We start from the raw sequence: 11,993 nt of genomic DNA, 5'->3' as shown, positions 1-11,993 counted from the left end.
CGTAGTGGCCTCGGCTAGGGTGGTGGGCGAACAGGCCGCCGTCAGGCGGCGCCCGAGGCGAGGAGAGCAGCTGTGGCTGAGGACAAGCAGGAGACGTTCGGAACCGAGCATTCCACCAAAGGCGCATACGTCACCGGCGGTGAGTTCACCCGGGACACCAACTACATCGAGGACCGTGTGGTCCGTGATCCTGACGCCGTGAGCTCGGCCCCGGAGGAGGAGTCCTCGAAGATCGGGGATCCGAGGATCGGAGGCCTGACCGCTGATGCGCAGGCGTGGCCGGTCGAGCCCGGAAGGTACCGCCTGGTCGCCGCGCGGGCCTGCCCCTGGGCGCACCGCACCATCATCATTCGACGGCTTCTCGGCCTGGAGGACGTGCTGTCCCTGGGGACGCCTGGACCCGTGCACGATGTGCGTTCGTGGACATTCGACCTCGACGAGGACGGCCGGGACCCCGTCCTGGGCACCGAGCGTCTGCGGGAGAACTACTTCGCCCGCTTCCCGGAGTATCCGCGCGGCATCACCGTCCCGGCCCTGGTGGACATTCCCAGCGGCGGAGTCGTGACGAACAACTACCCGCAGCTGACCTTCGACCTCTCCACGCAGTGGTCGGAGCATCATCGCGAGGGCGCGCCGAACCTGATCCCCGATGAGCTCATCGACGAGATGCTCCCGGTGATCAGGCGGATCTTCACCGAGGTGAACAACGGCGTGTACCGGGCTGGGTTCGCCGGCTCCCAGAAGGCCTACGACGAGGCCCACGACCGGCTGTTCGAGACTCTGGACTGGTTGGAGGAGCGTCTGGCCACGCGCCGCTACCTCATGGGGGACCACATCACAGAGGCCGACGTGCGTCTGTTCACCACGCTTGTCCGCTTCGACCCCGTCTACCACGGGCATTTCAAGTGCAACCGGAACAAGCTCGCCGAGATGCCCAACCTCTGGGGCTATGCCCGGGACCTCTTCCAGACCCCCGGCTTCGGCGACACCGTCGACTTCGACCAGATCAAGGCCCATTACTACGAGGTCCACGAGGACATCAACCCCACTCAGATCGTGCCGAAGGGCCCGGAGCTGAGCTCGTGGCTCTCGGATCACGGACGCGAGAACCTGGGCGGCGCACCGTTCGCCGAAGGCGCCTCGGCCCCGGGTCCAGTCGCCCCGGAGGAGCAGCCTCCGGGCGCGAACCCGCTCCACTCCTGAGTCGGAAGTGCTGAGAAGAATCACGGCCGTGCACGCACTGTGCGGGCCACGCAGCGGAGGAATCATCGATACAGGGGAGGACCAATGTCAGCGAAGGATGAGCTGAGCGGACCGTTCAGCCGGCGGTTCGTCGCCGTCGGAGACTCGTTCACCGAAGGAGTGGGGGACATCGATCCCTCGAGCCCCAATGGGGTGCGCGGATGGGCGGACCGGGTCGCAGCGCAGCTGATCAGCAACGACCCCTCCTGGGGGTACGCCAATCTGGCTGTGCGCGGTCGGAAGCTGGAGCAGGTCATTGACGGGCAGCTCGACGCAGCTGTCTCGCTCAACCCCAGCCTGGTGACGATGTATGCCGGCGGCAATGACATCCTGCGGCCCGCGGTGAACCTGGACGCGCTGATGCAGCGCTACCGCTGGGCTGCGGAGCGGCTTGCCGACACCGGTGCCCGGGTCCTGCTGTTCACCGGCTTCGACTCCGGGAAAGCTCCCATGTTCAGGGCCACCCGCGGACGGACCGCCATCTACAACGAAGCGGTGCGCAAGATCGCATCCGATCTCGGCCTGGACCTCGTCGACTTCTGGCACATGAAGCACCTCCAGGACTGGCGGTACTGGGACGCGGATCGGCTGCACCTGTCCATCGAGGGGCACATCGTGATGGCCAAGGAGGTCCTTCGCGTCCTGGGCGAGCCCGACGAGATCGACGAGCCGGAGATGGAGGAGAAGCCGCCTGCGGCGCTCCACCGGCAGGTCTACGACGAGCTGACCTGGACCAGGGACTACCTGGCTCCGTGGGTGCGCCGCCGGATCACACGCAGATCCAGCGGGGACCACCTCGACGCGAAGTACCCCACGCTCACCTCAAGGGTCTGGTGACCCGGAGGCCCGCAGCTCACAGGACAGCGCTGAGGGTCTCCTCCCACAGGCTCAGGGCGTGATTCACTTCGTCCTCGCTCACGACCAGGGCTGGGATGAAGCGGACGTTCTGACCGTGCATGCCGTTGGTCAGCAGCAGCAGCCCGTTCTTGGCCGCATGCTGGTGAGCTCTGGAGGCGGCGGCGCCGTCCGGCTCCCCGTCCTTGTCGGTGAATTCCACGGCGAGCATCAGGCCGAGTCCGTGCACCGCAGTGACGGCGTCGAACTTCTCTGCAATCTCCTCCAGTCCTGCTTTGAGCTGGGCGCCCCGGGCCGCGGCGTTGGCCACCAGGCCCTCCTCCTGGATGACCTCCAGGGTGGCGACCGCCGCTGCGCAGGCGACGGCGTTGGCCCCGTACGTGCCGCCCTGCGAGCCCGGCCATGCCTTGGACATGACAGCCTCGGAGGCTGCGATCCCTGAGATCGGGAAGCCTGATGCGATTCCTTTGGCGAACATCTGGATGTCGGGGGTGAGGCCGAAGTGCTCCTGGCCCCAGAAGGCGCCGGTCCGGCCGAAGCCGGTCTGGACCTCGTCGACCACCAGCAGGATTCCGTGCCGGTCGGCCCTCTCGCGCAGCCCGGCGAAGAACCGCTCATTGCCGGGGACGTAGCCTCCCTCACCCAGCACCGGCTCGACGAGGAACGCGGCCGTGTCGGCCGGGTGGGACTGAGTCTGCAGGACGAGGTCCAGCTCGCGCAGCGCGAAGTCCGTGGCCTGCTCCGCGTCCCAGCCGTAGTGCCGGTAGTGGGCAGGGTTCGGGAAGGGAGAGACGACCACACCGGGCATCAGCGGAGAGAACCCGGCCTTGAACTTGGTGCCCGAGGTGGTCATGGAGGCCGCACCCACGGTCCGGCCGTGGAAGCCTCCCTGGAAGACCACGATGTTGGGCCGTCCCGTGGCCTGGCGGGCCAGGCGCAGGGCGGCCTCTGCGGCCTCCGAGCCCGAGTTTGAGAAGAAGATGGAGTCCAGCCCGGCAGGCAGCACCTCACCGAGCGCCGCGGTGAGACGCTGGAGCGGCTTATGCATGATGGTCGTGTACTGGCCATGGATCAGGCTCCCGACCTGCTCCTGCGCTGCGGCCACGACTTTGGGGTGGCAGTGTCCTGTGGAGGTCACGCCGATCCCCGCAGTGAAGTCCAGGTGCTTGTTCCCTGCTTCGTCGTAGATCCATACGCCCTCGCCGCGGTCGGCGACGACGGGGGTGGCCTGCTTGAGCTGGGGCGAGAGCTGCGCCATGTTCGGCTCCTCAATAAACGCGGGGAAAGGGGGCGTGCGGTGCTACGGTAGCACCACCCGTAAACTGTTAACAGTTTCGTGCACAGGCTTTCCCCACCGATCAGGAGGCTCACTGGTGAGTGCACCTGCCGTCGCGTCCGCAGGCGCGCACGCTTCGTCCGAGCTCCTCCACCACCTGCACCGGGCAGGGATTCCCAGCGCGGACGATTCGCCCCTGACCCGCGGCATGTACGCAGCGGACGCGAGCCTCTACCGCGTGCTGCCCCAGGCGGTCGCTCGTCCTCAGCACATCGACGAGGTGCACGCAGCCCATCAGGTCGCGACGGAGCTGGGCGTTCCGCTGACGATGCGCGGTGCTGGCACCTCCATCGCCGGCAACGCGGTGGGGGAGGGCATCGTTCTTGACCTGCGCGATCTGAAGCAGATCGTCAGCATCGACCCCGAGCTGGGAACGGCCACCGTGCAGCCCGGTGTGGTGCACGCGGATCTGCAGCGGGCCGCGGCGCCTCACGGACTGAGGTTCGGCCCCGATCCGTCCACCCATTCGCGCTGCACCATCGGCGGCATGATCGGCAACAACGCCTGCGGCTCCCGGGCCCTGGGCTATGGGCGCACCGCGGACAACATCGAGGCCGCGACCGTGCTGTTCGGCAACGGGGAGATCGGCAGCTTCGATGCGCGGGTGGGCGGCGCCCAGGGCCGGACGGCCGTGCGGCTGCTGGAGCTCGCCGAGGAGAACCTCGGGCATATCCGCACGCGCTTCGGCCAGTTCGCCAGGCAGGTCTCCGGCTACAGCCTTGAGCACCTGCTTCCGGAGAACCGGGGCCGAGTGGAGCGGTTCATGGCAGGCTCGGAGGGCACCCTGGGGACGATTCTGGAGGCCACGGTGAACCTGGTCCAGGACGACCCGGGCAGGCGTCTGATGGTTCTGGGATTCCCTTCGGTGGCGGAAGCAGCCGACGCTGTGCCGCACATCCTTGCCGCTGGCGACGGCCGCCTGATCGCCTGCGAGGGCATGGATTCCCGTCTGGTGGCGCTGGTGCGCGGGGCCGGCAAGCGCGTCCCCACCCTTCCCCGAGGGGAGTCCTGGCTGTTCGTGGAGGCTGCCGGCGACGGTGCGGGCAGCGTCCTCGACGCGGTCCGCACGGCCTCCGAAGCCGTCGGCCATCGCGCGATCGACGATCCGCGAGAGGCTGCCGCCCTCTGGAAGATCCGCGAGGACGGGGCGGGCCTGGCGGGGATCAGCCTCGAGACTCCGGCGCATTCGGGGTGGGAGGACGCGGCGGTTCCTCCTGAGCATCTGGGCAGCTGGATGCGTGAGTTCGAGGGTCTGATGGTGGAGTTCGGGCTGCAGGGCTACCCCTACGGCCACTTCGGCGACGGATGCATCCATTGCCGCATCGACTTCCCCTTCCAGCACGGCGACCCCGGCAGCACCGGAGTCTTCCGGGAGTTCCTCGCCGCCTGCGCCGAGCGCCTGGCCGTCTACGGGGGCTCACTGTCGGGCGAGCACGGCGACGGACGGGTCCGTTCGGAGCTGCTGCCGACCATGTACGCGGCTGAGTCGCTGGACCTCTTTGCCCAGGCGAAGGAGATCTGCGACCCGCAGAACCTGCTGAACCCCGGAATCATCGCCTCCCCGGAACCGCGAGGCAGTGAGCGGGTCGGCATCGCCTCACCGTTCGAGAGCCTGAAGCCGACACAGCCGAAAGTCAGCCTGCCCTTCCCCGGTATGCGGATGACGCACGACGCCGGCGATCTCGGCGCAGCGGTGCACCGCTGCTCAGGCGTGGGCCGCTGTGTGGCGCCCAAGGCCGCCGGGGTCATGTGCCCCAGCTATATGGCCACCCGGGAGGAGAAGGACTCCACGCGCGGCCGCGGCCGCATTCTCCAGGAGGCTATGGACGGCTCCCTGGTGCATGGCCTGGCCGACCCGGCCGTGCACGAAGCCCTGGATCTGTGCCTGTCCTGCAAAGGATGCGCCTCGGACTGCCCCGCCGGGGTCGACATGGCCGCCTACAAGGCCGAAGCGCTCCACCAGACCTACGACCGCGACGCAGAAGGACGTCCCAAGCGGCGTCTGCGGCCGCGCAGCCACTACGCGATGGGCCGCCTGCCCCAGTGGGCGGCGCTCACAGCCCCCGCGGCGCCGCTGGCCAACCTCAGCATGCGCATTCCGCCGGTCGCAGCGCTGGTCAAGTGGGCGGCGGGCATCGATCAGCGGCGCGGGGTGGCAGCCTTCGCCCGCAGGACGCTGAAGGCCGCGGAGAGGAAGAGGTCGGGCGCGCTCGCCGCCCCGGCGGACGTCTACGTGTGGGCGGACTCGTTCACCGACCACTTCTTCCCCCAGTCCGGCCACGCCGCCCTCGAGTTCCTTCGGTCCCAGGGCCTCAATGCCCACGTCATCCAGAAGAAGGGATGCTGCGGCCTGCCGTGGATCACCACCGGCCAGCTGGACCAGGCGAGGGCGCGCATCGAAGAGGCCGTGGAGATGCTCGAGCCCTACGTGAGCTCAGGCGTTCCGGTGATCGGCATGGAGCCCAGCTGCCTGGCCACCCTCCGCTCCGATGCCCGTGAGCTGACGGATGCTCCCGCCGCGGGCGTGGTCGCCGACGGCGTTCTCACATTCTCCGAGCTGCTCGCCCGGCTGCTCGAGGAGGGCCGCATCGAGCTGCCTGACCTGTCAGGGGTCGACGTGGTGGCCCAGCCGCACTGCCATCAGGAGTCGATCATCGGCTGGGACGCTGACCAGATGCTCCTGGAGAAGGCCGGTGCCGTCGTGACCAAGGTGTCGGGGTGCTGCGGACTCGCAGGGAACTTCGGCATGGAGAAGGGGCACTACGAGACCTCGGTGGCGGTGGCCGAAACGTACCTTCTGCCGGCCCTGCGCGCGCAGCAGGGGCGTGAGGACGCCCCCCGCCGCGTGGTGCTCGCCGACGGAATGTCCTGTCGGGTGCAGCTTGACGACTTGGCGGATGCTCCCTCCCTGCACCTGGCTGAGCTGATGGCAGGTGCAGGCCGGTGACCCTCGAACCCGCAGCGCTGCTGGCATCGCCGCCGCTGGGCGCTCGGCTTGCCCGGCAGCTGAGGCTCCAAGTCCTCGCCGGGGACCTTCCTCCGCACGCACACCTGGTCGAGTCCCGCCTGGCCCAGCAGTACGGGGTCAGCCGGGGCCCGGTGCGCGACGCGCTGAAGGAGCTGGAGCACGAAGGCATCATCTACTCCGCCCGTCAGGGCCACCGTGTCGCCCAGATCGCCCGGCAGGACGTCGACGAGATCTTCGCCATTCGGCACATGGCCGAAAGGACTGCGATCGAGTCTGGGCTCGCCGCAGAGGCCGACTGGGCTCCGTTGGAGCAGAGGGCCGCGGAGATGAAGGCTGCGGCCCTGCGCGGGGACCAGCCCGCCTTCGCCGAAGCGGACCTGAACTTTCACCGCTCAGTCCTGCAGATCGGCGGCGGCAAGCGGCTCCAGGCCGTGTGGCACCTGTTCGAGCCGACCCTGGCTGCGCTCTTCACACTGAACCCCCACCCCGGAGAGAATCTGGCAGTGAGCGCAGAGGACCACGCGGCGCTCCCCAGGATGCTCCAGACCGGCGACGACCGATGGCGCCTCTGGCTGGAGCAGCATCTGGAGAGCGCTCGCCTGCGCTTCCTCGACACCGTGCCAGCACCCGACACCACCCCTCAGGAGACCCCCGCATGAGCGTACCGATCACAGCCGACCGTGAGAACGAAGTCGTCCAGGCCGCCCCCACCCAGCTTTTCATCGACGGTGAGTGGCGGGATGCGCGGCGAGGGCGCACCCTCGAGGTGTTCGACCCCTCCACGGGCAGAGTGCTGACCCGTGCGGCGAATGCTTCCCCCGAGGACGGCTGGGACGCGCTGAAGGCGGCCGAGGCGGCGCAGAAGGGCTTCGAGCGCACGCCTCCCCGTGAGCGCGCCGAGATGCTGATGAACGCGTTCCGGCTCATGCATGAGCGCAAGGACGACCTGGCCCTTCTGATGACCCTGGAGATGGGCAAACCGCTGGCTGAGTCGTACGGCGAGGTGAACTACGCCGCCGAGTTCTTCCGGCACTTCGCCGAAGAGGCCACGCGCATCAGCGGCGGATACCAGACGGCCCCCGCGGGAGGGTCGCGGTTCCTCATCCACAAGCAGGCGGTCGGGCCCTCGATCCTCATCACCCCCTGGAACTTCCCCCTCGCGATGGGCACCCGCAAGCTCGGCCCTGCCATCGCCGCCGGCTGCACCAGTGTGCTGAAGCCGGCCGAGCTGACGCCGCTGTCCATGCTGGCGCTCGCCGACATTCTCCGCGAGGCGGGGGTCCCGGCCGGAGTGGTCAACATTCTGGTCACCTCCTCCGCAGGCGAGGTGATCGAGCCGCTCATCCGTTCGGGCATCGCCCGCAAGCTCAGCTTCACCGGATCCACCCCCGTCGGCCGCAGACTTCTGGAGCAGTGCTCCGAGAAGGTCCTTCGCACCTCGATGGAGCTCGGCGGCAACGCGGCGTTCGTGGTCTTCGAGGACGCTGACCTGGACAAGGCTGTCGAGGGCGCTGTGCTGGCGAAGATGCGCAACTCAGGCGAGGCGTGCACGGCGGCCAATCGCATCTTCGTCCACTCCCAGGTGATGGACGAGTTCTCCCAGAAGCTCGCGGAGCGTCTCGGACGGATGAAGACGGGCCGCGGAGTCGATGAGGAGACCGCTGTCGGCCCCATGGTCGACGCGCGTCAGCGCGACAAGGTGGCTGAGCTCGTGGAGGACGCTGTGAGGTCCGGGGCGAAGGTCGTCCTCGGTGGGGAGCCGGCCGCGGGTGAGGGGTACTTCTACCCGCCGACGGTGCTGACCGGCGTTCCCGAGGGCGCGCGCATGTGGTCCGAGGAGATCTTCGGACCGGTGGCCCCGCTGACGCCGTTCGACGATGAGAAGGAGGTCATCGACCGGGTCAACGACACCGAGTACGGCCTGGTCAACTACGTCTTCACCGAAAGTCTGAACCGGGCCCTGCGGGTGGCCGAGCAGGTGGAGTCGGGCATGGTCGGGATCAATCAGGGGGCTGTCTCCAACCCGGCGGCGCCCTTCGGCGGGATCAAGGAGTCGGGACTGGGCCGCGAGGGCGGCGACACCGGCATCGAGGAGTTCCTGGAGACCAAGTACATCGGGATCGCGATGTAGCCGCACTGCCTAAGGCTGCTGGCTGACTCTGGCCTGCAGCAGCTCAAGGAGGCGTCGGACGGCGGGAGCGCTGTCCGACGCCTCCTTGGTGCGCACGGCCAGCACGCGGTGCAGGCCGGGCTCGTCCAGCGGGAGGGCCTGCACCCCGCTCACCATGCCGGCGACGGTCTGCCAGGACAGCTGCGGCATCACCGTGATGCCGACTCCGGCCTCCACGCATGCGACGGCGGCGGCATAGTCCTGCGTCTCGATCCTGAAGTCGGGTGCCAGGCCCACCCCGGCGCAGGCCTGCATAAGGATCTTGCGGTTGGGCCCGCGCGTGTAGTCGTTGTCGACCCACACTTCGCCGCGCAGGTCCTCCAGCCCGATGCGCTCTCGCCCAGCGAGGCGATGCCCGGCGGGGAGCACGGCTGCATAGGAGTCCTGCATCAGCTCCGTCGTGCGGTAGCCGGCACGGTCCGCCACGTCCGGGTGCCGGACGAATATCTCCGCGTCCGGCTCCCAAGCGGCCGCCTCCTCCAGATCCCAGAGGCGCATCGTAATGCGCAGCTCCGGAAACTCCGAGGAGATCGCGGCCACCAGCGCCGGGATCCATGCGACTCCCACCGAGACGAAGTGCGAGATGAGCAGGGATCCGGTGCGTCCCTGCTGCAGGTCCGCTGCCAGTCCCTGCAGCTTCCCGGCTTCTCGCAGCAGCCGCTCTGCCCGGACCGAGAGCTGCCGCCCGGCCGCCGTCACGGCGATGCCTCTCCCGCGCCGCTCCAGCAGGGTCAGCCCGGTCTCTCGCTGCAGCGCCTGCATCTGCTGGCTCGCGGCCGCTCGGCTGATGCGCAGATTGTCTGCGGCCGCACTGATCGACTCTTCGGCGACGACGGCGAGAAAAGTGCGCAGGCGGCCTACGTCGGGGTCGAAGCTGGGCATCCCACTACTGTAAAGCAATGCTTGACAGTACGTGCGAAAAGTTTGCTTGTGCATGTTTCAGCCTGTCGGAACGATGGGCCGGGACCCCATTCCCATCCTGAAGGAGGAGCCGCCATGCCCAAGCCCACCATCCTCACGTGTGCGCTCACCGGCGCCGGCGACACTGCCGGCAGATCCGAGCACGTTCCCGTGACGCCTCAGCAGATCGCCGAATCAGGCATCGAAGCTGCCCGAGCAGGTGCCTCGGTGATCCACATTCACGTCCGCGACCCCGAGACGACGCAGGGCTCTCGCGAGACAGCGTTCTACGAAGAGGTGGTGGCTCGCGTCCGTGCATCCGACGTGGATCCGGTCATCAACCTCACGGCAGGCATGGGCGGAGACCTCGCCATCGACCCCTCCAGCCCTGCGGAGAGCCTGGGCCGTGTCGAGGGGACCGACCTCGTCTCCGGGTTGGAGCGGCTCAAGCATGTGGAGGTCATCCGACCGGAGATCTGCACCCTGGACTGCGGAACCCTCAACTTCGGCGACGGCAGCCAGATCTACGTGGGCACCCCCGAGATGATCCGGCAGGGCGCCGCCCGGATCAGGGAGCTCGGCGTGAAGCCGGAGCTGGAGCTCTTCGACACCGGCAATCTGTGGTTCGCCAACACCCTCTTTCAGGAGGGCCTCCTGGCCGACCCGCCCATGTACCAGCTGTGCATGGGCATCCCCTACGGCGCCCCCGCCGATCCGGGACTGCTCGGCGCCATGGTGAACATGGTGCCAGAAGGTGTGGAGTGGACCAGCTTCGCCATAGGCCGCAATCAGCTTCCGTGGGTGGCCCAGTCGGTGCTTCTCGGCGGACACGTGCGCGTGGGGCTCGAGGACAACCTCTACCTGCGCAAGGGCGTCAAGGCCACCAACGCACAGCTCACCGCAGAGGCCGGCAGAATCGTCGACTCACTCGGCCGGAAGGTCGCGTCGCCGAATGAGGCGCGCGAGATGCTCGGGCTGGAGGTGCACTGATGACTCGCACCCCAGAAGGCTCTCCCGCCCCTGATGAGGTCACCGCCGTGTGCTGCGCCGGCGCCGGAACCATCGGTGCCGGCTGGGCTGCATACTTTCTCGCGCGGGGCTTCCGGGTCAAAGCCTGGGACCCGTCCCCGGAGGCCGAGGCCAAGCTTCGCCGGCTGATCGACGCCGCCTGGCCCGCGCTGACCGAGCTGGGGCTGCACGAGGACGCTTCTCGGGAGGGTCTCAGCTTCCACACGGACCTCAGGGAGGCCCTCGAAGGCGTCCAGTTCGTTCAGGAGTCGGCGCCGGAGGTGCTGCAGCTCAAGCAGCAGCTGCTGGCAAGGCTCGACGCTGCGGCGGATCCGGGCATCGTCATCGGCTCCTCCACCTCCGGATACTCGATGACGGAGATGGCGCTGAACGCTGAGCGTCCGGAGCGGTTCGTCGTGGGCCATCCTTTCAACCCGCCCTACCTGATTCCCCTGGTGGAGGTGGTCGGAGGTGAGCGCACCTCCGCTGAGGCGGTCCAGTGGGCGGCTGACTTCTACGAGCGCATCGGCAAATCAGTGATCACCATGGACCGTGAGGTGCCCGGCTTCATCGCCAACCGGCTCCAGGAGGCCCTGTGGCGGGAAGCCCTGCACATGGTGGACAACGGTGAGGCCACGGTGGAGCAGATCGACCGATCCATCACCGAGGGTCCCGGGCTTCGCTGGCCATTCCAGGGGCCCATGCTCACCTTCCATCTGGCCGGCGGCGAGGGCGGCATGGCGCACATGCTGGACCATTTCGGACCGTCCCTGAAGTCTCCGTGGACGCGACTGGACGCTCCTGAGCTCACGGAGCGGCTGCGGGACGATGTGGTGGATGGCTGCACGGTCGAAGATGCTCGTCCTGTCACCGAGCTGATGCAGGAGCGGGACCGCGGGATCATCGCCCTGCGTCGCATGATTGAGGGGATGCGCCGTGGACCTTCCTGAGTACCGCACGGCGGTCCGTGAGGAGTGGATCGACTACAACGGGCATCTCTCAGAGGCCTACTACGTGCTGGTCTTCGGCTTTGCCACCGACCAGGCGATGGAGGCCCTCGGGATGGACGCCGCCTACCGGCAGCGCGAGGGTGCTTCCCTGTACACCGTCGAGACCCACGTGCGGTACCTCCAGGAGGTGCCGCAGGGTGCCGGGCTCGCTGTCCGCACAGCGATCGTCGGCACAGGGGACCGCAAGCTCCACCTCGCCCATGAGATGCACGACGACTCCGGCCGCCTCGTGGCGACCGAGGAGATGCTCGGCGTGCACGTGGGCGGGGAGCCTGCCGGCGCTCAGCCTTTCCCCAGCGAGGTGCGGGAGCGTATGGCGATGTGCGGGAGCGGCCGGCCGGATTGGGTCGGCAGAGCAGTGCGCATGTGAGGTGGTCCTGGCCGGACCTGTGCGTGGGAAATAAACCCGCGAGGCACGGCGTTCCGTTCGTGTCAGAGCAAAGTTGAGTCGGGTCGGCTCAAGTCGAGTTGACACTCCCATTCCCGGGATGAAAACTTGAGCTC

At 68.2% G+C, this 11,993-nt stretch carries 10 protein-coding genes; 8 read left to right on the top strand and 2 right to left on the bottom strand.

Annotation, left to right across the window (positions count from 1 at the left end):
• Nucleotides 1-72 precede the first annotated feature (72 nt).
• On the top strand, nucleotides 73-1,203 hold the full coding sequence (locus tag FS388_RS04230; protein ID WP_146340008.1) for a glutathione S-transferase family protein: 1,131 nt from the start codon (nucleotides 73-75) through the stop codon (nucleotides 1,201-1,203).
• 84 nt (nucleotides 1,204-1,287) lie between these two features.
• Nucleotides 1,288-2,079, top strand: a complete 792-nt coding sequence (locus FS388_RS04225) for an SGNH/GDSL hydrolase family protein (RefSeq protein ID WP_146340006.1) — start codon at nucleotides 1,288-1,290, stop codon at nucleotides 2,077-2,079.
• Between the two features lie 16 nt (nucleotides 2,080-2,095).
• Here the strand turns inward: FS388_RS04225 and FS388_RS04220 are convergent, their stop codons facing one another.
• Nucleotides 2,096-3,355 carry an aspartate aminotransferase family protein gene (locus tag FS388_RS04220; RefSeq protein WP_146340004.1) on the bottom strand — a complete coding sequence of 420 codons (1,260 nt, stop codon included), beginning with the start codon at nucleotides 3,353-3,355 and terminating at the stop codon, nucleotides 2,096-2,098.
• A 115-nt stretch (nucleotides 3,356-3,470) separates the two neighbouring features.
• Between FS388_RS04220 and FS388_RS04215 the strand changes: the two genes are divergently transcribed.
• From FS388_RS04215 to FS388_RS04205, 3 genes are read left to right on the top strand one after another with little or no spacing between them, the layout of a single operon-like run.
• Nucleotides 3,471-6,380 (top strand): FAD-binding and (Fe-S)-binding domain-containing protein, encoded by a 2,910-nt coding sequence (locus FS388_RS04215; RefSeq protein ID WP_246836290.1) that lies wholly within the window; start codon nucleotides 3,471-3,473, stop codon nucleotides 6,378-6,380.
• Nucleotides 6,377-7,060 carry a GntR family transcriptional regulator gene (locus FS388_RS04210; protein ID WP_146340002.1) on the top strand — a complete coding sequence of 228 codons (684 nt, stop codon included), beginning with the start codon at nucleotides 6,377-6,379 and terminating at the stop codon, nucleotides 7,058-7,060. The genes FS388_RS04215 and FS388_RS04210 overlap by 4 nt, the downstream gene beginning before the upstream one ends.
• The gene (locus tag FS388_RS04205) at nucleotides 7,057-8,532 is read left to right on the top strand and encodes an NAD-dependent succinate-semialdehyde dehydrogenase (RefSeq protein ID WP_146340000.1); all 1,476 of its coding nucleotides are present in this window, start codon (nucleotides 7,057-7,059) and stop codon (nucleotides 8,530-8,532) included. Before FS388_RS04210 ends, FS388_RS04205 begins: the two co-directional genes overlap by 4 nt.
• A 9-nt stretch (nucleotides 8,533-8,541) precedes the next feature.
• Here FS388_RS04205 and FS388_RS04200 read toward each other — a convergent pair whose 3' ends face one another.
• Nucleotides 8,542-9,453, bottom strand: coding sequence for a LysR family transcriptional regulator (locus FS388_RS04200; protein WP_168198588.1), 912 nt, complete (start codon nucleotides 9,451-9,453; stop codon nucleotides 8,542-8,544).
• Nucleotides 9,454-9,567: 114 nt separating this feature from the next.
• Here FS388_RS04200 and FS388_RS04195 point away from each other — a divergent pair, with 114 nt between their 5' ends.
• From FS388_RS04195 to FS388_RS04185, 3 genes are read left to right on the top strand one after another with little or no spacing between them, the layout of a single operon-like run.
• Nucleotides 9,568-10,461, top strand: a complete 894-nt coding sequence (locus FS388_RS04195; RefSeq protein WP_146339996.1) for a 3-keto-5-aminohexanoate cleavage protein — start codon at nucleotides 9,568-9,570, stop codon at nucleotides 10,459-10,461.
• Nucleotides 10,461-11,429 carry a 3-hydroxyacyl-CoA dehydrogenase NAD-binding domain-containing protein gene (locus FS388_RS04190; RefSeq protein WP_146339994.1) on the top strand — a complete coding sequence of 323 codons (969 nt, stop codon included), beginning with the start codon at nucleotides 10,461-10,463 and terminating at the stop codon, nucleotides 11,427-11,429. The genes FS388_RS04195 and FS388_RS04190 overlap by 1 nt, the downstream gene beginning before the upstream one ends.
• Nucleotides 11,416-11,859, top strand: a complete 444-nt coding sequence (locus FS388_RS04185) for a thioesterase family protein (RefSeq protein ID WP_210410233.1) — start codon at nucleotides 11,416-11,418, stop codon at nucleotides 11,857-11,859. The genes FS388_RS04190 and FS388_RS04185 overlap by 14 nt, the downstream gene beginning before the upstream one ends.
• Nucleotides 11,860-11,993: the final 134 nt, after the last annotated feature.

It is taken from the genome of Nesterenkonia sp. NBAIMH1, assembly GCF_007922635.1.
Classification (GTDB): domain Bacteria; phylum Actinomycetota; class Actinomycetes; order Actinomycetales; family Micrococcaceae; genus Nesterenkonia; species Nesterenkonia pannonica.
This window is presented reverse-complemented; position numbering and strand designations above follow the sequence as displayed.